The 23,849-nt window shown below is 48.6% G+C and carries 21 protein-coding genes and 1 pseudogene; 11 read left to right on the top strand and 11 right to left on the bottom strand.

Features of this window, described 5'->3' with window-relative positions; translation table 11 throughout:
• Positions 1-79 precede the first annotated feature (79 nt).
• From BSEL_RS12910 to BSEL_RS12885, 6 genes and pseudogenes are all read left to right on the top strand, one after another.
• Positions 80-625, top strand: a complete 546-nt coding sequence (locus tag BSEL_RS12910) for a glycerol-3-phosphate responsive antiterminator (protein WP_013173467.1) — start codon at positions 80-82, stop codon at positions 623-625.
• Between the two features lie 240 nt (positions 626-865).
• Positions 866-1,718, top strand: a pseudogene (locus BSEL_RS12905) (MIP/aquaporin family protein).
• Positions 1,719-1,805: 87 nt separating this feature from the next.
• Positions 1,806-3,326 (top strand): glycerol kinase GlpK, encoded by a 1,521-nt coding sequence (gene glpK, locus BSEL_RS12900; RefSeq protein WP_013173465.1) that lies wholly within the window; start codon positions 1,806-1,808, stop codon positions 3,324-3,326.
• Positions 3,327-3,543: 217 nt separating this feature from the next.
• Positions 3,544-5,208 carry a glycerol-3-phosphate dehydrogenase/oxidase gene (locus BSEL_RS12895; RefSeq protein WP_013173464.1) on the top strand — a complete coding sequence of 555 codons (1,665 nt, stop codon included), beginning with the start codon at positions 3,544-3,546 and terminating at the stop codon, positions 5,206-5,208.
• A gap of 91 nt (positions 5,209-5,299) precedes the next feature.
• Positions 5,300-7,033, top strand: a complete 1,734-nt coding sequence (locus BSEL_RS12890; protein ID WP_013173463.1) for a phospho-sugar mutase — start codon at positions 5,300-5,302, stop codon at positions 7,031-7,033.
• 168 nt (positions 7,034-7,201) lie between these two features.
• The gene (locus BSEL_RS12885; protein ID WP_013173462.1) at positions 7,202-7,381 is read left to right on the top strand and encodes an aspartyl-phosphate phosphatase Spo0E family protein; all 180 of its coding nucleotides are present in this window, start codon (positions 7,202-7,204) and stop codon (positions 7,379-7,381) included.
• A gap of 316 nt (positions 7,382-7,697) precedes the next feature.
• Here the strand turns inward: BSEL_RS12885 and BSEL_RS12880 are convergent, their stop codons facing one another.
• Positions 7,698-9,251, bottom strand: coding sequence for a peptide chain release factor 3 (locus tag BSEL_RS12880; protein WP_013173461.1), 1,554 nt, complete (start codon positions 9,249-9,251; stop codon positions 7,698-7,700).
• A 127-nt stretch (positions 9,252-9,378) separates the two neighbouring features.
• Here BSEL_RS12880 and BSEL_RS12875 point away from each other — a divergent pair, with 127 nt between their 5' ends.
• The 3 genes from BSEL_RS12875 to BSEL_RS12865 are packed head-to-tail and all read left to right on the top strand — an operon-like array spanning position 9,379 to position 11,509.
• The gene (locus BSEL_RS12875) at positions 9,379-10,071 is read left to right on the top strand and encodes a DUF1538 domain-containing protein (RefSeq protein ID WP_013173460.1); all 693 of its coding nucleotides are present in this window, start codon (positions 9,379-9,381) and stop codon (positions 10,069-10,071) included.
• A complete protein-coding gene (locus BSEL_RS12870; protein WP_013173459.1) occupies positions 10,068-10,811 on the top strand; it encodes a DUF1538 domain-containing protein in 744 nt (247 codons plus the stop codon). The genes BSEL_RS12875 and BSEL_RS12870 overlap by 4 nt, the downstream gene beginning before the upstream one ends.
• Positions 10,808-11,509: a P-II family nitrogen regulator gene (locus BSEL_RS12865; RefSeq protein WP_013173458.1), complete on the top strand. Its 702-nt coding sequence runs from the start codon at positions 10,808-10,810 to the stop codon at positions 11,507-11,509. Before BSEL_RS12870 ends, BSEL_RS12865 begins: the two co-directional genes overlap by 4 nt.
• Positions 11,510-11,559: 50 nt before the next feature.
• Here the strand turns inward: BSEL_RS12865 and leuD are convergent, their stop codons facing one another.
• From leuD to BSEL_RS12815, 10 genes are all read right to left on the bottom strand, one after another.
• The gene (leuD, locus tag BSEL_RS12860; protein ID WP_013173457.1) at positions 11,560-12,144 is read right to left on the bottom strand and encodes a 3-isopropylmalate dehydratase small subunit; all 585 of its coding nucleotides are present in this window, start codon (positions 12,142-12,144) and stop codon (positions 11,560-11,562) included.
• A gap of 26 nt (positions 12,145-12,170) precedes the next feature.
• The gene (gene leuC, locus BSEL_RS12855; protein WP_013173456.1) at positions 12,171-13,586 is read right to left on the bottom strand and encodes a 3-isopropylmalate dehydratase large subunit; all 1,416 of its coding nucleotides are present in this window, start codon (positions 13,584-13,586) and stop codon (positions 12,171-12,173) included.
• 20 nt (positions 13,587-13,606) lie between these two features.
• Positions 13,607-14,713 carry a 3-isopropylmalate dehydrogenase gene (gene leuB, locus BSEL_RS12850; protein WP_013173455.1) on the bottom strand — a complete coding sequence of 369 codons (1,107 nt, stop codon included), beginning with the start codon at positions 14,711-14,713 and terminating at the stop codon, positions 13,607-13,609.
• 10 nt (positions 14,714-14,723) lie between these two features.
• Positions 14,724-16,286: a 2-isopropylmalate synthase gene (locus BSEL_RS12845; protein WP_013173454.1), complete on the bottom strand. Its 1,563-nt coding sequence runs from the start codon at positions 16,284-16,286 to the stop codon at positions 14,724-14,726.
• Positions 16,287-16,305: 19 nt separating this feature from the next.
• On the bottom strand, positions 16,306-17,307 hold the full coding sequence (gene ilvC, locus BSEL_RS12840; RefSeq protein WP_013173453.1) for a ketol-acid reductoisomerase: 1,002 nt from the start codon (positions 17,305-17,307) through the stop codon (positions 16,306-16,308).
• A gap of 82 nt (positions 17,308-17,389) precedes the next feature.
• Complete coding sequence (gene ilvN / locus BSEL_RS12835; RefSeq protein WP_013173452.1) at positions 17,390-17,911, bottom strand: acetolactate synthase small subunit; 522 nt, start codon at positions 17,909-17,911, stop codon at positions 17,390-17,392.
• The gene (gene ilvB / locus BSEL_RS12830; protein ID WP_013173451.1) at positions 17,908-19,647 is read right to left on the bottom strand and encodes a biosynthetic-type acetolactate synthase large subunit; all 1,740 of its coding nucleotides are present in this window, start codon (positions 19,645-19,647) and stop codon (positions 17,908-17,910) included. Before ilvB ends, ilvN begins: the two co-directional genes overlap by 4 nt.
• Before the next feature lie 368 nt (positions 19,648-20,015).
• Entirely contained in the window at positions 20,016-20,921 is a 906-nt protein-coding gene (gene ilvE, locus BSEL_RS12825; RefSeq protein WP_013173450.1) for a branched-chain-amino-acid transaminase, read from the bottom strand.
• 386 nt (positions 20,922-21,307) lie between these two features.
• Positions 21,308-22,204 carry a peptidoglycan editing factor PgeF gene (gene pgeF, locus BSEL_RS12820; RefSeq protein ID WP_013173449.1) on the bottom strand — a complete coding sequence of 299 codons (897 nt, stop codon included), beginning with the start codon at positions 22,202-22,204 and terminating at the stop codon, positions 21,308-21,310.
• Positions 22,158-22,361, bottom strand: a complete 204-nt coding sequence (locus BSEL_RS12815; RefSeq protein WP_013173448.1) for a hypothetical protein — start codon at positions 22,359-22,361, stop codon at positions 22,158-22,160. The genes pgeF and BSEL_RS12815 overlap by 47 nt, the downstream gene beginning before the upstream one ends.
• 79 nt (positions 22,362-22,440) lie before the next feature.
• On the opposite strand from BSEL_RS12815, the gene BSEL_RS12810 reads away from it, so the two are divergent.
• Together BSEL_RS12810 and BSEL_RS12805 are read left to right on the top strand one after the other, a co-directional pair.
• Complete coding sequence (locus tag BSEL_RS12810; protein WP_013173447.1) at positions 22,441-22,779, top strand: hypothetical protein; 339 nt, start codon at positions 22,441-22,443, stop codon at positions 22,777-22,779.
• Between the two features lie 81 nt (positions 22,780-22,860).
• Positions 22,861-23,844, top strand: coding sequence for an aldo/keto reductase (locus BSEL_RS12805; RefSeq protein ID WP_013173446.1), 984 nt, complete (start codon positions 22,861-22,863; stop codon positions 23,842-23,844).
• The last annotated feature ends 5 nt before the right edge of the window (positions 23,845-23,849 follow it).

Below are 23,849 nucleotides of genomic sequence, written 5' to 3'. Positions count from 1 at the left end.
CAGAATCTGCAAAAGATGGTTCGTTTCTTGGGTGAATTAGGCTATACTGATAGATGTATCGAGAAAAGGAGGATACTTCATGAACCCATTCAGTTCCGAGATCTTACCGGCAATCCGGGATTTAAAAGATCTTGATCGCGTTGTTAAAACCGATTATGAGCATATTGTGCTCTTAAATACCCATGTCGGCCAGTTAAAGAGTCTGATGAAAATGCTCAAGTCCTATGATAAAAAAGTACTGCTTCATGCCGATCTCGTGCAAGGACTCAAAACCGATGAGTATGCAGCGCAGTTTCTTTGTCGGGATATCAAGCCTTTTGGGCTGGTGTCCACGCGAAAAAGTATTTTGCATACAGCAAAAAAATCTGGTCTCTTAACCGTGCAGCGGATGTTTCTACTAGACTCCATTGCATTAGAGTCCAGATTTCAGATGTTTGAAAATATCCAGCCTGACTGCGTTGAGGTATTACCGGGGATCATGCCCCATATTATCTCGGAGATTAAAGAAAAAACAGGATCGACGATTATTGCGGGCGGGCTGATCCGAACTGAACTCGAAGCCAGGGCATCCATCAATGCAGGAGCTTCGGCTGTGACGACGTCAAATAAAAATTTATGGTTGTGAAATATTGAACAAGTCTTTGTTCTCAAGACTTCGTGAAGGATTTGAAAAATTCCCAAAAAATATTATCTGAAAATGGATTGACAACGCTTTCAGGCGGTGTTTTAATAAGACTTAAGTTAATTATTTTTTCGTGGAGACGATGAGACCAACGAAAAGGAGACCCTGGACCATGGCCAGGGGAGCTTTTCGTTGGTCTTTTTTGTATCCACACAAATTTTATTTCTTGAGGGGGAAATAAACATGTCACCAGTTTTAGCAGAATTTTTAGGCACAATGCTTCTCATCATTTTTGGTGGGGGGGGTTGTGGCAGGCGTTGTTTTGAAAGGCACGAAGTCAGAAGCCGGTGGTTGGATAGTCATCACGTTTGCATGGGGTCTTGGGGTTGCTATGGCGGTATATGCGATTGGCGATATCAGTGGCGGTCATATCAATCCTGCGGTTACCGTTGGTTTGGCAGCAATCGGTGATTTTGCCTGGGCGGACGTTCCGGGATATGTACTTGCACAGATTGCAGGTGCATTTACAGGCGGTGTTCTTGTCTTTTTCCATTACTATCCACATTGGAAGGCAACTCAGGACCAGGGAGCTAAGTTGGCTGTATTTTCAACAGGACCGGCGATCAAACACACTCCACAGAATTATTTCAGTGAAGTGCTCGGCACGTTCGTTCTTCTGTTTGGAATAATGTTCTTAGGCGGAAATGCATTTTCTGATGGATTAGGTCCATTAATCACTGGTCTTCTGATTGTTGTAATCGGTATGTCACTCGGTGGAACAACCGGATACGCCATCAATCCTGCACGTGATTTAGGGCCGAGAATTGCACACGCATTACTTCCGATTGCAGGGAAGGGAAGCTCCGACTGGGGTTACTCTTGGATTCCTGTAGTGGGACCAATTATCGGCGGTGGTCTTGGAACAACACTTTACGTAGCGCTTTATCAAGGGAATCCGCCAATGTTACTGTGGGTGTTTATCGCAGCATTTTTTGCAGTATTGTTTGCCTCAATACAGATGCAAAAAAAGAACGTCGCAGAGGAAATCCGTCAGGGAGAAGATATTCAGCATAATCCTGAAGAACGCGCAAACTAATTTAAAAATGGGCTGCAACTTCCATGGAAAGACGCAGCCCTGACAATCAATAAATACAGAGAAATAAACTCAAGGAGGAATTTATTCATGGAAAAGAAATTTGTACTCGCACTCGATCAGGGCACAACCAGTTCACGGGCAATCCTTTTTAACAAAAAAGGGGAAATTGTGGATGTCGCGCAACGTGAGTTCACACAGTATTTCCCGAAGCCAAGCTGGGTAGAGCATAATGCCAATGAAATCTGGTCATCCATTCTCGGCGTCATTGCAGAAGTATTGGCAAACCAGGATGTTTCTCCAAAGGAAATTGCGTCCATCGGGATCACAAATCAGCGTGAGACGACGGTTGTATGGGAGAAGGAAACAGGTAAACCGGTATACAACGCGCTCGTTTGGCAATCCCGTCAGACAGATGATATTTGTCAGGAGCTGCGTGAAAAGGGCTTGAATGACACATTCCGTGATAAAACCGGTCTCTTGATTGATGCATACTTCTCCGGTACAAAAGTGAAATGGATCCTCGATAACGTCGAAGGAGCACGTGAAAAGGCTGATAATGGTGAGCTGTTGTTCGGTACGATTGATACCTGGCTGATCTGGAAGCTCTCAGGTGGCCGCGCGCACGTAACAGACTATTCCAATGCTTCACGTACGCTGATGTACAACATCCATGAGCTGAAGTGGGATGACGAGCTGCTTGATATTCTCGGCGTGCCAAAATCCATGCTTCCTGAAGTGCGTCCTTCATCTGAAGAGTATGCCAAGACGATTGACTATCACTTCTTTGGTGAAGAGGTTCCAATCGCAGGAGCTGCGGGTGACCAGCAGTCTGCACTGTTCGGTCAGGCCTGCTTTGAAAAAGGAATGGCGAAGAACACGTATGGCACAGGTTGCTTTATGCTGATGAACACCGGCGAAGAGGCCGTTAAATCCGATCACGGTCTTTTGACAACCATTGCGTGGGGAATCGACGGAAAAGTTGAGTATGCCCTTGAAGGAAGTATCTTCGTTGCAGGATCCGCGGTTCAATGGCTCCGTGACGGCCTCCGCATGATTAAATCCGCTTCTGAAACCGAACAGTATGCAGAACGAATTACATCCAATGACGGCGTATACCTCGTGCCTGCCTTTGTGGGACTCGGTACACCATACTGGGACAGCGATGTTCGTGGTGCCATGTTCGGATTGACTCGCGGAACAGAAAAGGAACAGTTTATCCGTGCAACCCTTGAATCTCTTGCTTACCAGACAGCGGACGTTCTGGGTGCGATGAATGCAGATTCAGGTATTGATCTGAAAACACTCCGTGTTGACGGTGGCGCGGTTGCGAACAACTTCCTTATGCAATTCCAAAGCGACATTCTGAATGTGCCGGTTGAACGCCCGACAGTCCAGGAAACAACTGCGCTTGGTGCTGCTTATCTTGCAGGACTCGCAGTCGGATTCTGGCAGGATAAGAGCGAAATCGCCGATCAGTGGGCAATTGACAAAACGTTTGAGCCGGAGATGGATGAAGAAACACGCGAAGGCCTCTATGATGGTTGGAAAACCGCTGTTGATGCCACGATGGCGTTCAAACCGAAAAAGAAATCCAAACAGCAGGCATAAAACTTTAACAGCCAAATCAAATATGATATGCTGCCGTTAAGTTAATATCACGTCTGAGAATCTGAGAGACGACAACATAACCGGGGATGCATGTCATTGCGGCTCCCGGCATGATTGTCGTCTCTTTTTTCTTTTTTCAACATCACACAGACGTGTTGTGTTGCAACAATTTGGGGTTGCAGCCGATTGGCTGTAAAATTCAGGAGGGTGTGTCGACATGGTAAAACCATTTAGTGCATTGCAGCGAAAAGGGTATCTGAAAGAAATGGAAAATGAAGAGCTTGACATTCTGGTCATCGGTGGGGGGATCACAGGTGCAGGAATCGCATTGGATGCCGTAGACCGGGGTCTCAAAACAGGTCTCGTGGAAATGCAGGATTTTGCTGCAGGGACGTCAAGCCGCTCAACGAAACTGGTTCACGGAGGACTTCGTTATCTAAAACAGTTAGATTTCAAAGTCGTCTCTGAAACGGGAAAAGAGCGTGCGATTGTTTATGAGAATGCACCGCATGTAACAAATCCGGAGTGGATGATGCTGCCGATTATAAAAGGGGGCACGTACGGCAAACTCGCCACATCAGTCGGATTAAGAGTGTATGACTTTCTTGCAGGCGTTCATCGTAAAGAGAGACGGATGATGCTGTCGAAGAAAGAAACCCAAGAGAGAGAACCGCTCCTCAGAACGGACATGCTGAAGGGCGGCGGGGTTTACGTTGAGTACAAAACGGACGATGCTAGGTTGACCCTTGAAACTATAAAAGCAGCTGTTGAAAAGGGTGCCTTGGCAACGAACTATTCAAAAGCAGAGAGACTGATCTATGAGCGGGGGAAAGTGGTCGGTGCAGTGATTATGGATTTGGCATCTGGAGAAGAATTTGAAGTCCGGGCGAAAAAAGTCGTCAATGCAGCAGGGCCGTGGGTCGATGAATTGAGAGAGCAGGACGGATCAAAGACAGGCAAGTATCTCTATCTGACGAAAGGGATTCACATTGTCGTTGATCAGTCCCGCTTCCCCCTGAAGCAGGCGGTTTACTTTGACACGGAAGATGACGGACGGATGATATTTGCCATTCCCCGTGGGAATAAAACGTATATTGGGACGACGGATACCTTCTACAAAGAAGACATTACGCATCCCCGTATGACGGAAGCGGATTTGGATTATGTCATTAAGGCATCGAACTATATGTTCCCTGGTGTGAATCTGACGAGAGAAGATGTGGAATCGAGCTGGACGGGCCTGAGACCGCTCATCTATGAAGAAGGAAAGAGTGCTTCAGAGATTTCCAGAAAAGATGAAACGTTCGAATCAGAGTCCGGGCTCCTGTCCATTGCAGGGGGGAAACTGACCGGATACCGTAAAATGGCAGAACGGATCGTCGATATTGTTGTGAAGCAGCAGGGCATCAAGGCCAAGTGCAGAACGGCCAAAATCCCGCTTTCAGGCGGGGGCATCGGCGGTTCTTCGAATCTTGAAGCCTTCTTGCAGGAAAAAACGGCGAAAGGTCGAAGTCTCGGACTGTCTGAAGCTGTTGCAAAACGTCTGTCCAATCTCTACGGTTCCAATGTGGACCGGGTCTATGAGATTATGGAAACGACAGGCGATGAATGTGAGCTTTACGGGTTATCGAAAGATGTCTTTGCCTCACTGATTTACGGGATTGAAGAGGAAATGGTGGTGGCACCAATTGATTTCTTTAACCGCAGAACGAGTGCACTGTTCTTCGATATTGACTACGTAAACAAGTGGAAAGACGGCGTGGTTGATTATCTTTCCAAGCGCTTTGGGTGGTCGGAAGCTGACAAGGAGCGGCACGTCGCATACCTTGAAGAAGAGATCTTCTATGCTGCAAACCCGGTGGAAACAAAAGAATCCAATTAAAGGAAGTTAATTAACAGAAAACTCTTTACTCCCCTCTTATTCTGAAGGATAATGAGGGGAGTACTTGTATTTTTTAAAGGAGGAGTATTTAATGGCATGGAAAGAAGACTACCAGCGATGGCAGGCTTATGAAGGACTGGATTCAAAGGTTCGAGAACAGCTTGATCAGTTAAGTGGGGATGACAAAGCAATAGAAGATCATTTTTATAAAACGCTGGAATTCGGAACCGGTGGTATCCGGGGTGAGATTGGTCCGGGGATCAACCGGATGAATGTGTATACGATGAGAAAAGCGGCAAAAGGACTTGCGGATTATGTGGCTTCCAAAGGGAAAGAAGCCATGAATCGTGGGGTCGTGATCGCTTATGATAACCGCAGAATGTCAAAAGAATTTGCCGTGGAAGCGGCGGAGACCCTTGGAAAGAACGGTGTCAAAGCGTATGTATTCAGTGAACTGAGACCGACACCGGTTCTGTCTTTCGCAGTCCGCCATTTAAATACCTTCGCAGGTGCGATGATCACGGCAAGTCATAATCCGCCTGAATATAACGGGTTTAAAGCTTACGGCGAAGACGGCTGCCAGCTTGTTCCGGAAGACGCGGATCAGCTGATTGGTTTTGTTAATGCTGTGGAAGATGAACTTGAAGTGGAGACAGGCGATCAGAACGAGCTTCTGTCAAACGGACTGATGCAATGGGTCCTCGATGAAGTCGATGATGCCTATTTACACGAGATGAAAGCTGTCATTATGGATCAGGGACTGATTGATGAGATGGGGGGAGAGCTCTCGATTGTTTTCACTCCTCTTCATGGTACGGCACAAAAACCCATGATGAATACCTTTGCCATGGCTGGATTTACAAACGTTCATCCGGTGTCAGAACAGGCGGAACCGGATACGGAATTCACGACAGTCAAGTCGCCGAACCCGGAGGAGCACAGCGCCTTTGAACTGGCGATTAAAAAAGGAGAAGAAGTGAATGCGGATCTTTTAATTGCAACAGATCCGGATGCAGACCGTATTGGTCTTGCCGTGAAGAATCACCAGGGCGATTATCAGGTATTTAGTGGCAATCAGACAGGAGGCCTTCTCCTTGACTATCTCCTGATGAAACGAAAAGAAAAAGGCAACCTTCCTGATAACGGTATGGTCCTGAAGACGATTGTGACCTCGGAACTCGGCCGGGTTATTGCAGAGGCATACGGTATGCAGTCTCTCGATGTGTTGACAGGATTTAAGTTTATCGGAGAAAAAATCCGTCAGTATGAAACAAGCGGTGAGCACACGTTCCTCTTCGGTTATGAAGAAAGCTACGGCTATCTGATTGAACCGTTTGCGAGAGACAAAGATGCCATTCAGCCGGGGCTTTTGGCGGCTGAGATGGCAGCTTATTATAAGAAACTGGGCATGAGCCTCTACGATGCGCTTCTTGATCTGTATAAGCGTTACGGCTTCTTTTACGAGGATCTCGTCAGTTATACCTTTAAAGGGAAAGAAGGCTCTGAAAAAATCGTACGCATCATGGACACGTTCAGACAGTCAGTGGCTGATGGAGAGCTTGAAGATGATGTCGTGGCCGTTGAGGACTACAAGTCGGGCAAGCGGACAGATTTAAAGAGCGGGCAAGAAAGTGATGTCAATCTGCCATCCTCAAACGTACTTAAGATGTTTCTGGCAGACGGTTCATGGTACTGCCTCAGACCATCCGGAACGGAGCCGAAAATCAAATTCTATTTCGGTGTGAATGGTGATTCTCATGAACAGACATCAGCGCGTCTTGAAGAGCTGAAGTCATTGGTAACCCAAAAAGCAGAACAGATCTAACAGGTTAAGTAAACAGGACAAACGTCACGTAACGGTGAGGTTTGTCCTGTTTTTTCGTTTCTTTTGTGTAAAATATCAATTTGATTGGAAATTAAATTCAACTTATGATACGATTGTTTATAGTTGGTAATATTAGACGTAAGACTAATGTGAAGGGAAAGACTTGACATGAAAAGCCGATTGTTGCATGAGATTGAATCAAAACGGCGAAACATGATGGATGCTGTCTGCAAATACGGGATCAGTTCATCTGAAGTAATCAGACAAAGCCAGGAACTCGATATTCTCATTAACCAGTACCAAAGACTTCAGTACCATCAATCAGAGAATGTCGCAATTTCGCAATAAATATGAGGTTTATCATATGCCTGATCGGGTAAGGATAACAAAAGACCCGAATCGAGGTGAGGCACGTGGCGATCTATTATGTATGCAAAGCATGCCGTGGTAAAGGCCGAGTGGAGAAGAAGGTCATGTTCCGAATGAAAACCGTCACTTGCGAGCCGTGTGAAGGGAAAGGGAAAATCCGAAAAGGAAGAGAACAGCAGAAGCCAATCGCATCAAAATAATCACCGGGAGCCTTAAGAGAGGGCTCCTGTTTTTTTAGGTTTAATCTATGATGAAAGAGGCCACCCGGCAATTGCCGGACTGGCCTCTAATCTGGTTATTCGAGAATATCCCATCCGCTGGACAGTTCAAAATCCGGATTTTTATCTTGGAACCAGCGCATGGCAAATTCATTTTCAAACAGCAGGACAGGACGCTTTTGCTGATCTTCTACAAGCATTTTGCGACTGTCGCTGATGATATCCGATACGTCACCCTTGGTCACCCAACGTGCGAGTTCGTGGGACATGTGATTAAATTCAATGTCCACGTTATATTCATTCTTCATACGGTATTCAAATACCTGAAACTGCAGTTCTCCGACGGCCCCGAGAATGTAATCTTCAAAGTACGGAGTCTTATAGAGCTGGATGGTCCCCTCCTGTACAAGCTGATCGATGCCTTTATGGTACTGTTTATGTTTCATCGCGTTTTTCGCCGTAACTTTGGCGAATTTCTCTGGAGGGAATTGCGGCATTTCTTCGTATTGAATTCGTTCACCGCCGCCAATCAGCGTATCTCCTACCTGAAAGTTACCGGAATCATAAATACCGACGATGTCTCCGGGTTTGGCCGAGTTGACGGTCTCTCGATCCGAGGCGAAAAAGGAGTGGCTTTGACTGAGCTTCATTTTCTTGCCTGTCCGTGAAAGGACGATTTCCATACCCCGTTCGAATTGTCCTGAACACACACGGAGAAACGCAATTCTGTCACGGTGATTCGGGTTCATGTTCGCCTGGATTTTAAAGATAAACCCTGAGAACTGAGACTGTTCAGGGTCGATCATTGCTCCTGATGCCTTTCGCGGCTGCGGCTTACTTGCGAGATCCACAAATGCATCGAGGAAAGACTGAACACCGAAATTGGCCAGTGCACTGCCAAAAAAGACGGGTGTCATTGTGCCGTTTTGCACTTTTTCCTGGGAGAACTCATTACCGGCTTCCTCAAGGAGCATGATTTCTTCTTCAAGGGCTTCACGCTCATAGTCAGCAAGGTTGTCCGCTTCCTGAAGCGGTACGATCTGACGGTTATTGTGACCCTCATTAAAGGTTTCGACGGTTTCAGTCTGCAAATCATAGATTCCTTTGAGCCGTTTGCCGGTGCCGATTGGCCAGTTCATCGGAAACGTCTCCATTTCAAGGGTCTCCTCAATTTCAGACAAGAGATCAAGCGGTTCCTTCCCTTCACGGTCGAGTTTATTGATATAGGTCAGGATCGGAATACCGCGCATGCGGCAGACTTTAAAAAGCTTCAGCGTCTGGGATTCGATCCCTTTGACACTGTCAATCACCATCACGGCTGTATCCACTGCTGTGAGTGTCCGGTACGTATCTTCACTGAAGTCCTGGTGACCCGGGGTATCAAGGATATTGACCTGTACATCGTTATAGACAAGCTGCATCACACTCGACGTGACGGAAATCCCGCGTTGTTTTTCAATGTCCATCCAGTCGGATGTCGCAAATTTTCCCGATTTCTTCCCTTTGACGGTTCCGGCACTTCGGATACTGCCTCCGAGAAGGAGCAATTTCTCTGTTAAAGTGGTCTTACCGGCATCCGGGTGAGAAATGATGGCAAAGGTCCGGCGCGGTGCGGTTGTGAGTACTGACATGGTAAAAAATCCTTTCTTTGTTCACGTTTCATCATTCATCGATTATTCATTATAACGCAAACATCTCTGAATGAATAGTCGTTTTGTTTGACTTCAATGAGGGAAGTAAAAAAAAGAGGTGACGTGTATGCAGAAAATCTGGGAACAGTTTAAAGAAGTGGCGATGGCCATCTTTCCAATGGCCGCCGTCATTATCGTTCTTCAATATACCGTAATTGGTCTTCCGCCCGAATTGTTTTTCCGGTTTGTTGCGGGGGTTGTAATGGTTGGTTTCGGTTTGTTTTTATTTTTGGTGGGGGTACATATTGGTCTTTTACCTGTCGGTGAAATGATTGGCTCAAGCCTGCCGAAAACCGGAAAATGGAGTCTCGTCATTGGGATCGGTTTTGTGCTTGGTGTCGTCGTGACGATCGCAGAACCCGATGTGCGTGTACTTGCTTCGCAAATTGATCAGGTCTCCGGAGGGGAGATTTCGAACAACTTACTTGTCTATTCCGTCGCACTCGGTGTCGGCTTCTTTGTTGCAGTGGCAATGGCACGTACGATTTTTAATATTCCGCTGAAGTATATTCTGATCGTGAGCTACGGGCTTGTGATCCTGTTAATGACGCAGGTCCCACCCAACTTTGTTCCGATCTCCTTCGATGCGGGCGGCGTGACGACCGGTCCGATGACGGTTCCGTTCATCTTGGCGCTCGGCGTCGGTGTGGCTTCCGTTTTGCGGGGGAAATCATCCACCAGTGACAGTTTCGGCCTGGTTGCACTTGCTTCCATTGGCCCGATCTTTGCGGTGATGCTGTTGGGAGTGATTTACGGATGAAACTGAGCTGGTTTACAATGCTCCTTGAAGGATTTGATCACGTTCTGATTGAAGTGACAATGGCGATCATTCCTCTTTTGCTTTTTTTCTTTGTCTTTAATGCGATATTCCTCAAGCTTGGCTGGTCCAAGATCAAAGATATTCTGATCGGCATTGTCTTTACTTTTTTTGGCCTTCTGCTTTTTCTGCAGGGGGTGGAGGTCGGCTTTTTCCCCGCGGGTGAAGCGATCGGTGAGATTCTCGGAGAACGGGAAAATACGATTATTTTATTGCCTATTCTCGGTTTCGTTTTCGGATTCGTGGCAACATTTGCAGAGCCTGCCATTCGGATTCTGAACTATGAGGTTGAAAAAGTCACTGCAGGTTCCATCTCCAAAAATGTGATGCTGATCACCCTTTCGATCGGTGTGGGAACGGCGATTGCCCTCTCGATGGTCCGGATTGTTCTGGGCATTCCGCTCTTGTACTTTATCCTCCCGGGCTATATACTTGCATTGATTCTTGTTTTTGTATCGAGTCCAAGGTTTGTCGCGATCGCTTTTGACTCAGGCGGTGTGGCAACAGGACCGATGACGGTGACATTCATCATGGCCATTGCGGTCGGTGTGGCATCAGTAACAGAAGGACGGGACCCGCTGCTTGACGGGTTTGGCATGATTGCGCTCGTGGCGCTGACACCAATCCTCGCCGTGCTGGTCCTTGGGATGATTTACCGGACAAAGGAGCGGATGACCTCGTGATAGCACATATTCGAAGAGATCATAAACTGTTGGTCACAATCGTGAAACGTGACCAGGCAAAGAAAGTCATGAAGGCGGCGAAGAAAGCCGGATGTGAAGGCGGCACAATCATGCTTGCCAGTGGCATCGGGGTACATGAAAAGAAGAAGATCTTCTCCATTGATACGATGTATGAAAAAGACGTGGTCTTTAACCTCGTTCCTGAGGATCTTTTACCGGACGTTATTAAGGCGATCGATCAGTCTGTGAAGCTGAATAAGGCGGGGCGCGGCATCGGCTTTGTTATTGATATCCTCAAGACGATCGGGATGGTTCATATGGATTATGAAGAGGTAGAGAAGGGGGCGCTCGATATTATGACGGATGATGTGAGACATGACGGTTTTGATTTGATTATTACGATTGTGAACAAAGGGGATGCCAGTGAAGTGATTGACGCCTCGAAACTTGGTGGTGCCGAGGGAGGCACCGTCATCAATGCAAGAGGAAGCGGTATTCATGAGAAAGCAAAGCTGCTCTCCATCAATATTGAGCCGGAAAAAGAACTCGTTTTAACGATTGTAAAACGTTCGATTACGAAAGATGTGCTGCAGGCCATTGAACGCGAGGTGCATATTGACGAGCCTGGTAAAGGCATCGGATTTGTCCTGCCTGTGGAAGAAACGATCGGGATGCCTCATCTCAGTAAGTTGAAATAATCAAAAAAACGCCTGGAATCATTGATTCCGGCGTTTTTTTGTGCTCTTTATCAGACACGCGTTTGTTCATATTGACTGATTTTATCATCGAGTGTCAGTGTAACGGCAATCTCATCCCAGCCGTTCAGAAGCATCTCACGGCGGTAGTCTGCAATGTCAAACGGGACAGGTTCTTCTCCCGGGGCAGTGACGGATTTGGCTTCAAGGTCAACGTTCAGTTCAAATGTGCCCGTTTTCGCCTGATTTGCCCACACGCTGACGGTCTCTTCCGGCAACTCGATGGGGAGGATTCCGTTTTTTACACAGTTATTGGAGAAGATATCGGCAAAGCTCGGCGCAATGACGATTCTGAATCCGTAGTCCTGAATCGCCCACGGAGCGTGTTCCCTTGATGAGCCACAGCCGAAGTTCTCGCCTGCAATCAGAATGCTTGCATCCTGATAACGTTCTTCGTTCATGGAGAAATCCTTTCTAGGTTCATCGTTCTCATCAAAACGCCAGTTATAAAATAGAAATTGACCAAAGCCCTGCCGCTCGATGCGTTTCAGGAACTGTTTCGGAATAATCTGGTCAGTATCAATGTTGGCTCGGTAAAGGGGATAGGTTTTCCCCGTATGCTGTCTGATCGGTTCCATGTGTCGTTCTCCTTTCGTGTATACGTTTAGACAGGTGCCGGCTCATAGGAGCGGATATCGGTAAAGCGTCCGTTGATTGCGGCAATCGCGGCCATTTCAGGGGCAACGAGATGTGTTCTTGCACCGTTTCCTTGGCGGCCTTCGAAGTTTCGGTTCGATGTAGAGGCACATCGTTCTCCGTAAGGAACGATGTCATCATTCATTGCAAGGCACATGCTGCATCCGGCGTCGCGCCATTCAAAGCCTGCATTGATAAAGATCTGATCAATGCCTTCTGCCTCTGCCTGCTGTTTGACGGTCTGTGAGCCGGGTACGACGAGGGCCCGTACGCCGTCGTGGACCTTTTGTCCATCAATGATTTTGGCCGCCCGGCGAAGATCGCTGAGGCGAGAGTTCGTGCAGGAACCGATAAAGACGTGCTGGATCTCCACCTCTGAAATCGGCGTTCCTGCTTGAAGCCCCATGTAGGCAAGGGCACGCTCGATTTCTTCACGGTCCACGTCAGATTTTGCATCTTCCGGGGCCGGGATATTTGCACTGACGGGAATCGACATCGATGGATTCGTGCCCCAGGTGACCTGAGGTTCGATTTCGGAAGCATCGATCGTCAGGGTCTGGTCATACGTGGCATCCGCATCTGTGGCAAGGCTGAGCCATTCGGACGCAGCCTGATCAAAGGCTTCGCCTTCAGGCACATGACGCCGGCCCTTCAGGAAGTTTACGGTTGTCTCATCCGGGCTGATGAGACCTGCGCGGGCGCCGCCTTCGATGGACATATTACAGATGGTCATCCGCTCTTCCATTGTCAGTTTACGGATCGCATCGCCCGTATACTCAACGACATGTCCCGTACCAAATTTCACACCGAATTTGCCGATGATGGCAAGGATCAGGTCTTTGGAGGTGACGGCAGGAGAGAGTTCACCTGTTACGTGGACATTCATGGTCTTCGGTTTTGCCTGCCACAGAGACTGGGTAGCAAGGACGTGTTCCACTTCACTTGTCCCAATCCCGAAGGCAAGGGCGCCGAACGCGCCGTGCGTTGACGTGTGGCTGTCTCCGCACACGATCGTTTTCCCGGGCTGAGTCAGACCGAGTTCAGGTCCGATGACGTGCACGATTCCCTGATCGGGATGATCGATCCCTGTTAATGGGATGTTGAATTCTTTGCAATTCTCTTCCAGGGTGTCCATCTGTTTTTTCGAGATCGGATCGTATACGATATGACGGGCAATCGTCGGGACGTTATGATCCATCGTCGCAAAGGTCCGGTCTGGGCGTCTAACGGGCCTGTTTTTCATTCTCAGACCTTCAAATGCCTGTGGGGATGTGACTTCATGAACGAGATGCAGATCGATATACAGCAGATCGGGTTTGTTCGCTTCTTCGTGCACGACATGCTTTTCCCAGATCTTTTCGATAATGGTTTTTGGCTGTTTCATAGTCGGTTCATCCTTTCTCATTACGCATAACAGCGCATAATGCTCTCTGTCGGTGTCTCTTCAGCTATAAAATCGATCACTTTATCTGTGATTTCTTTTGTGCCCATTTTCGTGCCATTTTTCACATCGAGATCGGCGGTGTGGTAGCCTGCGGCGATAGTCTTTGCAACGGCCTGTTCTATAAGGGTGGCTTCGTGATCCATATCAAACGAGTAGCGCAGCATCATCGCGGCAGACAGAATGGTGGCAAGCGGATTGGCGATGCCCTGACCTGCAATATCGGGTGCGGAGCCGTGTGCCGGCTCATAGAGGCCGAATCCGTCTTTTCTGAGGCTTGCTGACGGAAGCATACCGAGAGATCCGGTCAACACGGATGCTTCATCACTCAGAATATCGCCAAACATGTTCTCTGTGACCATCACATCGAACTGAGTCGGATCTGTGATAAGCTTCATGGCTGCGGCGTCGACGAGTACATGATCGACAGTGACTTCAGGAAAGTCTTTCGCTTTTTCCATCACAATTTCACGCCACATTTTGCTTGATTCAAGGACATTGGCTTTATCAACGGATGTGAGGTGTTTCTTTCGGACCATGGCAGCTTCGAAGCCTGTTTCAATGATCCGTTCCATTTCCTCACGGGTATAAGCCAGGGTATCTACGACAGACTGTCCATCGTCCCGACGTTCGCTTGGCTCACCGAAATACAATCCGCCTGTCAATTCTCTTACGATCAAAAGATCACTGCCGTTGACAACGTCAAACTTCAGTGGCGAGGCGTGAAGGAGTTCGGGAAAACCTTGTACCGGTCTGAGGTTGGCATATAAACCAAGCGACTTCCGAATACGTAACAGTCCTTTTTCAGGACGCAGGTGAGCGGGATTGTTGTCCCAGGCCGGCCCTCCGACTGCACCGAGAAGAACGGCGTCCGCAGCTTTACATGCCGCTTCGGTTTCTTCAGGCAGGGGGTCCTGGTGGTTGTCAATGGCTAAGCCGCCGATGTCTTTTGTGTCGTACGTAAACGTATGGTGACAGGCTTGCGCGACGGCATCGAGTATACATTTCGCAGATTCAACAACTTCCGGGCCGATTCCATCGCCCGGAAGAAGTACAATTGATTTATTCATGGGATCCTCCTCATGTCAGGATGGTGTGCTCCTGATCATTTTTTGTGCCGGCCTCCATAGCCCGCTGGTGAATGAAGCGATTTACGGCATTGACAAACGCTTTAGCGGAAGCTTCGAGGACATCCTGTGAGCTTGCGCGTCCTGTGACGTCGATGCCTTCAACGGTCATTTTGACATGGGCTTCAGCAAGGGCATCTCTGCCGCGTCCGACGGAATTAAGCTGATAATCGGTCAGGTGAAGTTCCTCTTTGATCAATGCGTCAAGCGTGTTGTAGAGGGCTTCGACACTGCCTGATCCTGTCCGTGCCTCTTCGCACTTGTCACCGTCAGGATTCGTCATGGCAACTGTGGCTGTAGGCAGGTTTCCTGAACCGTAATGCACCTGGAAGGACGTCAGATCATAGGATGAGATGTCATAAGCGGATGTCTGAATATCCGTCAGGATCGTAAAGAGATCGTCATCGGTGATCATTTTCTTATGATCGGTCAGCTGCTTAAACTCAACGAACGCCTTGCCCAGGAGTTCGTCACTCAGTTCATAACCGAGTTTTTTCAGCCGGTCTTTAAAGGCATGCTTTCCGGAATGTTTTCCGAGTACGAGGTCATTCGAGTGAACCCCGACAAGTTCCGGTGTAATGATTTCATACGTTTCGGCATGTTTCAAAACACCATCCTGATGAATTCCGGATTCGTGCGCAAAGGCATTTTGACCGACGACGGCTTTGTTTCTTGGGACAAACATTCCGGTCAACTTGCTGACGAGGTCACTGGTCCGTTTTGTTTCACCGAGGTTAATGGTTGTTTCGATATTATAGAAGTCCTTGCGGATATGCATGGCGACGGCGAGTTCCTCGAGTGCGGCATTTCCGGCACGTTCTCCGATGCCGTTGATTGTGCCCTCCACCTGCGTTGCACCGTTTTCCATGGCCGAAATCGAGTTGGCTACGGCCATACCGAGATCGTCATGACAGTGTGCGGAAAGAATGGCTTTGTCGATGTTTCGCACATTCTCTGAAATGTAACGGAACATCTTGCCGTACTCATAAGGTGTCGTATAGCCGACGGTATCCGGCAGATTAATCACGGTTGCGCCGGCATCAATGACTTTTTCGATGATGTGCACGAGAAAGTCGAGATCCGATCGCGATGCATCTTCCGCGGACCATTCTACTTTAGGGAAAGTTTTTCTCGCATAACGTACCATGTCTTCTGCAATGGTGACGACCTGATCCGGCGATTTCTTCAGTTTGTGGGTCATGTGAATGGGCGATGTGGCGATAAAGACGTGCAGACGCGGATCGACGCCGCCTTTTAAGGCATCCCACGCTGCGTCCACATCGGATTTCACCGCTCTTGCAAGTCCTGTAACCGATGCCTGCTGAATGGTATCGGCAATCTTCTTAACCCCTTCAAAATCACCCCGTGAGGAAGCAGGGAAGCCTGCCTCCATCACGTTGACCCCGAAGCGTTCAAGCTGCTTGGCAATCTCGAGTTTTTCGAGCTGGTTCAGATTGACACCGGGGGACTGTTCACCATCCCGCAGAGTTGTATCGAAAATGTTTATGCGAGTCATATCAATCACTTCCCTTTACTTATTTATTAGCCGGTTTTTTGACGAAAGGCATCAGTTCACGCAGCTGCCGGCCGACAACTTCAATTTCATGCTGATTTTCACGGTTGTTGATGGCATTAAACTGAGGACGGTTCGCCTGGTTCTCAAGAATCCAGCCATGCGCAAATTTACCGGTCTGAATGTCTGAAAGGATGTCTTTCATACGGGCTTTCGTATCGGCATCGACGACGCGCGGTCCGGATACGAAGTCTCCCCACTGTGCCGTGTCGGAGATGGAGTAGCGCATGCCCTCAAGTCCTCCTTCATAGAGAAGGTCCACGATCAGCTTCATTTCGTGCAGGCACTCAAAATAGGCAACTTCCGGCTGGTAGCCTGCCTCTGTCAATGTTTCAAAGCCGGCTTTGATGAGGCTAGTAACCCCGCCGCACAATACAGCCTGTTCACCGAAGAGATCTGTTTCTGTTTCTTCCTGGAAGCTCGTCTCGAGAATACCTGCGCGTCCTGCGCCAACGCCTTTTGCATAAGCAAGGGCTGTCTCTCTTGCTTTCCCTGATGCATCCTGATAGATCCCGAAGAGGGCAGGAACCCCGGCGCCTTCTTCATAGGTTCTGCGTACGAGGTGCCCCGGACCTTTCGGTGCGACGAGGAAAACATCAATGTTTTCAGGAGGCTGGATCTGGCTGAAATGGATGTTAAACCCGTGTGCAAAAGCGAGGGAAGCACCCGGCTGAAGATGCGGTGCGATCTGCTCTTCATAAATTTTTGGCTGATATTCATCAGGAAGAAGAATCATGACCACTTTAGCCTGTTTGACAGCTTCCGGTACAGTCGTCACATCGACGCCGTCTTCCACTGCTTTATCCCATGACTTTCCTTTACGCAGGCCGACGACAACGTCAAAGCCGCTTTCTTTTAAGTTGAGTGCATGTGCGTGCCCCTGGGAGCCGTAGCCAATGATGGCGATTTTTTCTGCTTTTAAAGCCTGGTCTTCGATTTGGTGGTTGTAAAGTACTGTTGTCATAAACTGAACATTCCTTTCGTTTCCATTCATTTTTTATTATTTCCAAAACTCTGAATCAGAGTGGTGAAATCGGTTGTAGGTGTTACTTTAACAGGGAGAATGCCGGATACTCGGATACTTGCGGCTGATGACCGCGTGTAAAGGCGGTGATGCCGGTTCTTGCGATGTCTTTAATCCCGTATGGTCTCAAGAGATCAATAACGGCTTCGATTTTTTCCGGTTTGCCGGTGACCTGAATAGAAAGGGAGTCACGGCTGACATCGATGACATCGGCCCGGAAGGGTTCAATAATGCCCTGGATTTCCATGCGATGCTGCGGTGTGCAGACCACTTTGATGAGGGCGAGTTCCCTTGCCACGACAGCCTGATCGGTCAGGTCAGATACCTTGATGACGTCGATCTGCTTGTTCAGCTGCTTGGTCAGCTGTTCAAGTTTCCGGTGGTCTTCCACATCAACGACGAATGTCATGCGCGATACGCCGTCTGTTTCAGTGCGTCCGACGGAGATGCTTTCGATATTGAACTGTCTTTTTTGGAGGAGACCGGTTAACCGGTTCAGGACCCCGCTGCGGTTTTGGACAACTGCTGTTATGATCCGTTTCATTCCGGTTTCACTCCTATCATGTCGTTGATTGATTTACCAGGTGCGACCATCGGATAAACGTTTTCCTGCTGCAGGACTCTGCAGTCGAGAAGGCAGGGTTTATCATTCGTCAGATATTCAGGTGCCACTTCCATAAAGTGTGCCTGGGACTCAATTTTGATGCCTTCAACGCCGTAGCTGTCGGCGAGTTTTACGAAATCCGGCTGCGTGCCGATCAGGGATTCGGAATAGCGCTTATCATAGAAGGCTTCCTGCCACTGTCGGACCATGCCGAGTGCACCGTTGTTCACAATGATGATTTTCACCGGCAGCTGCCGTTCCTGAAGAACGGACAGTTCCTGAAGGGTCATCTGGAAACCGCCGTCACCGACTATGGCAAGGACGCGTTCTTCCGGCTTGGCAAGCTGAGCGCCGATTGCTGCAGGGAAACCAAAGCCCATCGTGCCAAGGCCTCCTGAAGTGACCCAGCGGTCGGGACGGTTGAAGCGGTAATACTGTGCGGACCACATCTGGTGCTGACCGACATCCGTTGTGACAATGGCGTCGCCTTTGGTGATGTCAAAGATGGATGAGATCAGCCACTGTGGAATCATTTCTTCTTGCGGATTGTTGAACCAGAGCGGGAACTCGGCTGAATAAGTCTGAAGATGTTCGCGCCACTGGCTGTAATCGCCGGTTGCCTCCGTGTGTTTCATAATCGATTCAACGGCTGCCTTGCTGTCGCTGACGACAGGAATGTCTGTCGGCACGTTTTTGCCAATTTCGGCCGGGTCAATGTCGACGTGGACAATGGTTGCTTCCGGAGCAAAATGAGCAAGATTGCCGGTCAGACGGTCATCGAAACGGGCACCGACGTTAATGAGCAGGTCACATTCGGTGATGGCCATGTTTGATGCGTATGTGCCATGCATGCCCGCCATACCTAGGAACAGTTCGTGATCACCAGGGAATGCGCCGAGGCCGAGCAGGGTGGATGTAACCGGGATCTGACACGCCTCCGCAAACTGAAGGATGGCATCTGATGCATGGCCGTGCAGGACGCCTGCCCCTGTAAGAATCAGTGGTTTTTTCGCATGTTTTAATGCTTCAGCCACTTTTTTGATCTGCATCGGATTCGGTTTAATTGTCGGCTGATAGCCTTGCAGATGGAATGCTTCCGGTCCTTTTTCCGTCACAATCCCTGCAGAAATGTCTTTCGGGATATCGACAACGACTGGTCCGGGTCTTCCTGTGGACGCAATATGAAAAGCTTCATTGATAATCCGCGGGATATCATAAGCATCCTGGATCTGATAGTTGTGTTTGGTGATCGGCGTTGTGATCCCCATGACATCCGCTTCCTGAAAAGCGTCTGTTCCGGTAACGGCTGTGGCAACCTGGCCGGTGATGACGACGAGCGGAAGGGAATCCATCATTGCATCGGCAATCCCTGTAACGAGATTGGTGGCTCCTGGTCCGCTCGTTCCGATGACGACGGCCGCTTCGTTTGTAACCCGGGCATAGCCTTCTGCTGCATGGATTGCGCCCTGTTCATGGCGAGTCAGGATATGGTCGAAGTCACCTTCCGAACGGTACAGAGCGTCGTAGATCGGCAGTACGGCTCCGCCAGGGTAACCAAATATCGTTTTAACCTGCTGCTTGAGCAGTGATTCAACAAGAATGTCGGCACCGGTCCTAGGCTGAGTTGCGGTTTGCGGTTGAGCCTTTGCCGGCTCTGGCATTGTTCTTACTTTCATCAAATTCCCCTCCTGGTATGGATATGATTTGCTTACGTGTATACGAAAAAAAGACCCTTTATCTCCGCCTTTGTTAAAGTCGTTACTTTAACAGAGAACGGGGAGAAAGAGCCTTTGCTTTTCTCGGTACCACCCGATTTTGTGACCGGCTCGCACCGGGCACCTTGTGAAGCTGATTGAACAGCTTCTTTTGATAACGGGTCCGTTTCAGGACCCGGCGCAGCCTACTGATCAGAAGAATGTTCAGCAGCGCCCTCAGGGAAGATGTCGAATGAAGGAGTAATACCGGTTTCCAGCAGTTCCGGTTCTCTGTGATTACCCGAATCTTCAGTCTTTTTACCCGTCACAGGTTTCTGTATGCGTATGACTTACACGATCGCTTTGGTTTGAGACTTATCGTAACATTGTGTGCCATCATTGACAACAACTTTTCTGAATTCTCTTAATAAATGATTGGTAATCTCTCCAGGCTTTCCATCCCGCACCTTGCGTCCGTCCACTTCAACGGCTGCGATGACTTCGACAGCGGTTCCGGTGAGAAAGACTTCGTCAGCGATGTACACATCGTGACGGGTAAACGGTGTCTCCTGAACGTCATATCCGAGTTCACTCGCGATCTCAAGGATGGCATTGCGCGTAATGCCTTCAAGTGCACCGAGATAGACCGGAGGTGTCTTGATCTTGCCATCTTTGACGATAAAAATGTTATCGGCGGATCCTTCAGTCACATACCCTTGATCATTCAGCATCAGTGCTTCGTCAACACCTGCCTGATTGGCTTCAAGTTTCACGAGGATGTTGTTCAGGTAGTTCAGGGATTTAACCTGAGGGCTGAGGACGTCCGGCCGGTTTCGGCGACTTGCGACAGAGGCAATTCTGAGACCCTGCTCGTACAATTCTTCCGGGAACATCCGGAGGTTCTCGGCGATGACGATCACCTGCGGTTTCCTGCAGGATGAAGGGTCAAGTCCGAGATTACCTGGTCCGCGGGAAACGACAATGCGGATATATGCAGATTGGAGTTCATTCTTACGGACGGTATCAACAATGACCTGTTCCATTTCCTCCTTGTCGTATGGAATTGTTAGCATGATCGACTGTGCTGACTGATATAGTCGAGTCAAGTGCTCATCGAGTTTGAAGATGTTGCCGTGATAGACACGAATGCCTTCGAACACCCCATCTCCGTAGAGGAAACCATGATCGTACACACTGACGACCGCATCTTCTTTCTTGACGAACTCACCACCAAGGAAGATCCATTGGTTGCTCATACCGACCCACTCCTTTCTGTTAGTGTTGTGACGCCTGTCACCGTAATGTTAGAATCGTTGAAAAAATCTGATATTGATGGTTATGTTACACGCTGAACGGTGAGATTGCAACAGCATGATGTAAAAAATTCTGACAGTTCAATCGCTTGCGGGAGTAAGAAAAGAGCCGATTTCCTTGTGGCAGTAAGGGGTGATTGAATTTTCTGATAAATTGTAAATTTTTCTGAAGCGTTTTCATAAAAGTAAGGAAGGGCGGGGATTTCTGATAAAACGGATACATGTTGTTGCCCGGTAGCGTGGTTCTTACACTCGGCGACAGCAGGCAAACCCCTCCATACTGCTTGCAAGAAACCTCTGTAAAACAAAAGAGCACCAAAAAGGCGCTCTTAGTCGGAAGTGGAACCATAGCGGGTGATCCAGCCGGCCATACGACCTGTTTGGCCGCGATCCCGCCGATGTGAGAAAAAGGTGTTCTCCTCTTCAAACACACAGGAACCTGATATCTTCACCTGACTTGGATCAAGCCCTTCCCGGAGAAGGAGCAGGAGATTGAATCGTTTTAAATCAAGCGCGTATTGGCCTGGTGTGACTTCTTTATAAGGCTGTTCATCGATCTCAAGCTTTTTTAGGGTGTCATCGACGGCATCGATGACCTTCCTGTCTACCTGGTAGCGGGTCGCGGAAATTGCCGGGCCGATGATGACAGTAATATCATCATGGGCGCACTGTTCATGCTCAATCCAAAGCTGAATCATTTTACCGGCAATATTCTGAACGGTCCCTTGCCAGCCGGCGTGGGCAATGCCAATAAGTCCTTTCCTGTGATCGTGAAAAAACAGCGGGACACAGTCTGCGTAGAGCAGCGCGAGAACCAGATCCGGTTCGGACGTATACAGGCCATCTGTATCGCGAATCCAGTCGTGCATGCCGGTCGAACCGCTTCCTGCAAGGGCTTTGGGGATTTTGACGATCTGATCCCGGTGTGTCTGTTCAGAAAAGACCCACTGATCAAGGCTTGTATCCAGGACAGATGCGAGAGAGCGGCGGTTTTGTAAAACATGATCAGGGGAATCCGGCACATGAAAGCCGAGATTATTGGACGCAAAGGGCCCTTCACTGACGCCGCCGTTCCTTGTTGTAAAGCCTGCGACGGTCTTCCCTGACGATTCATTATGAAAACGGTGCTGACATGTCTGATCGTGAAGGGGTGTAAACAGATGTCTTTTTCCATAATGATCACTCGTTTCGATCTGATTCGTGCTTCGATTCGATTTTGTCTTCATACATATCAAAAGCCTGAGGTTCTTCTTTCGGCAGGCTCTTTTTGGATTTTTTCATTTTGTATACGGTAAACGATGCGGCAATCAAGACGAAGATTGTCATGAGATAAGCGTACCCCATCATAGGATCGTTCGGGTCCGGGACAGTGAATATATCCATTTGTATGACACCACCTTTCCTGTTCATTCGTACCCCTAGTATAATCATTCAAAACAGAATGTGAAAGCAGGAAGCATTCATGATGACAGACGATAAAAGACAGGGAGTGTGTGCGATGACAAGACTTGCGAGTCACCCGTATTATAAAGTGCAGCGGGAAGTGCGAAAACTTGAGCAGGAGAATGTGGAGTATAAGAGGGAAATCATTCTTTATGAAGATAAAGTGGAAACCAAATACCGTACGTTTCCCATCGAAACGGTGCTCGATATGTCATACCGTGAAATGCCGGACGGAGAGGGGCTCCTTTATTTGCATACAACCCGTGGTGTTTTTTCCTATATGGTGAAAGATGAACCTGCTTCCTTTCTCTCTGCCTACAAAGAGCTTGATGAGGAGCGCAGAAAACGGGAAAGCTGAAGATGTCATTGGTTTACGAATCCGCTTTCGCGGTGTATGTTAGTAAGGAGAGTGACTGAACTTTACGAAGGAGATGATCATTTGAATTACAGACAGCTTGGCGATACAGAACTGAAGATCAGTGAACTCAGCTTTGGGACATGGGCAATCGGCGGCGCATGGGGTTCGAAAAACGATGCCGAATCGATGAAGGGCCTTGAGAAAGCCATGGCAGAAGGTGTCAATTTCTTTGACACTGCGGATGTCTATGGTGACGGACACAGTGAGACTTTATTAAAAGAGGCGACGAAGGGAAAGGAAGACGAGATCTACCTGGCCAGTAAATTTTGTCGTGCCGGCGATATTCACAGTCCAAAGACGTATTCGAAGAAGCAGGTAAAGGAGTATCTTACCGGAACCCTCTCAAGAACAGGACGCGAGCGCATTGACTTGTACCAGATTCACTGTCCGCCGATTGAGATCATAAACGACGGTGAGGTCTTTCAGGTTCTGGATGATCTCGTGCAGGAAGGGCTGATTCGCCACTACGGTGTATCGGTGGAGTCTGTTGAAGAAGGACTTGCAGCGATGAACTATCCAAACGTGAAGGCCCTGCAGGTTATCTTTAATATTTTCCGGCAGAAGCCGGTTGGGGAACTGTTTCCGGCAGCTCAGGAAAAAGGGGTCGGCATTTTGGCGCGTGTTCCTCTTGCAAGTGGTCTGCTGACAGGGAAATTTAAGACCGGTCATACCTTTGAGGAAGATGACCACCGGACGTTTAACCGGGACGGCCAGCTGTTCAATGCCGGTGAAACGTTTGCGGGGCTGCCGTTTGAAAAGGGTGTCGAACTGAGTCAGAAGCTTGACTGGATCAAAGAAGACCGGGAGAGTATGACAGCGGCAGCGCTTCGCTGGATTCTTGAGCATGATGCCGTAACGGCGGCAATCCCCGGCTTCAAACATGTCGGCCAGGTGGAAAGTAATCTGAAGGCCGTTGATGTAAAGCCGTTCAGTCCTTCTGAAATGGACCAGTTGAAACGGTTTTATGAAGAACAGGTTCATGACCACATCCGTGGCGCCTATTAACGGAT

The sequence above is a fragment of the [Bacillus] selenitireducens MLS10 genome (assembly GCF_000093085.1).
In the GTDB taxonomy this organism is placed as follows: Bacteria; Bacillota; Bacilli; order Bacillales; family Salisediminibacteriaceae; genus Salisediminibacterium; species Salisediminibacterium selenitireducens.
The sequence above is the reverse complement of the archived record's forward strand: the minus strand, read 5'-3'. Positions and strand labels throughout refer to the sequence as shown.

Coding starts and splice junctions, on each gene's coding strand:
- BSEL_RS12910 (WP_013173467.1), top strand. CDS start 80: ATGAACCCATTCAGTTCCGAGATCTTACCGGCAATCCGGGATTTAAAA.
- glpK (WP_013173465.1), top strand. CDS start 1,806: ATGGAAAAGAAATTTGTACTCGCACTCGATCAGGGCACAACCAGTTCA.
- BSEL_RS12895 (WP_013173464.1), top strand. CDS start 3,544: ATGGTAAAACCATTTAGTGCATTGCAGCGAAAAGGGTATCTGAAAGAA.
- BSEL_RS12890 (WP_013173463.1), top strand. CDS start 5,300: ATGGCATGGAAAGAAGACTACCAGCGATGGCAGGCTTATGAAGGACTG.
- BSEL_RS12885 (WP_013173462.1), top strand. CDS start 7,202: ATGAAAAGCCGATTGTTGCATGAGATTGAATCAAAACGGCGAAACATG.
- BSEL_RS12880 (WP_013173461.1), bottom strand. CDS start 9,251: ATGTCAGTACTCACAACCGCACCGCGCCGGACCTTTGCCATCATTTCT.
- BSEL_RS12875 (WP_013173460.1), top strand. CDS start 9,379: ATGCAGAAAATCTGGGAACAGTTTAAAGAAGTGGCGATGGCCATCTTT.
- BSEL_RS12870 (WP_013173459.1), top strand. CDS start 10,068: ATGAAACTGAGCTGGTTTACAATGCTCCTTGAAGGATTTGATCACGTT.
- leuD (WP_013173457.1), bottom strand. CDS start 12,144: ATGGAACCGATCAGACAGCATACGGGGAAAACCTATCCCCTTTACCGA.
- leuC (WP_013173456.1), bottom strand. CDS start 13,586: ATGAAACAGCCAAAAACCATTATCGAAAAGATCTGGGAAAAGCATGTC.
- leuB (WP_013173455.1), bottom strand. CDS start 14,713: ATGAATAAATCAATTGTACTTCTTCCGGGCGATGGAATCGGCCCGGAA.
- BSEL_RS12845 (WP_013173454.1), bottom strand. CDS start 16,286: ATGACTCGCATAAACATTTTCGATACAACTCTGCGGGATGGTGAACAG.
- ilvC (WP_013173453.1), bottom strand. CDS start 17,307: ATGACAACAGTACTTTACAACCACCAAATCGAAGACCAGGCTTTAAAA.
- ilvN (WP_013173452.1), bottom strand. CDS start 17,911: ATGAAACGGATCATAACAGCAGTTGTCCAAAACCGCAGCGGGGTCCTG.
- ilvB (WP_013173451.1), bottom strand. CDS start 19,647: ATGAAAGTAAGAACAATGCCAGAGCCGGCAAAGGCTCAACCGCAAACC.
- ilvE (WP_013173450.1), bottom strand. CDS start 20,921: ATGAGCAACCAATGGATCTTCCTTGGTGGTGAGTTCGTCAAGAAAGAA.
- pgeF (WP_013173449.1), bottom strand. CDS start 22,204: ATGAAGACAAAATCGAATCGAAGCACGAATCAGATCGAAACGAGTGAT.
- BSEL_RS12815 (WP_013173448.1), bottom strand. CDS start 22,361: ATGGATATATTCACTGTCCCGGACCCGAACGATCCTATGATGGGGTAC.
- BSEL_RS12810 (WP_013173447.1), top strand. CDS start 22,441: ATGATGACAGACGATAAAAGACAGGGAGTGTGTGCGATGACAAGACTT.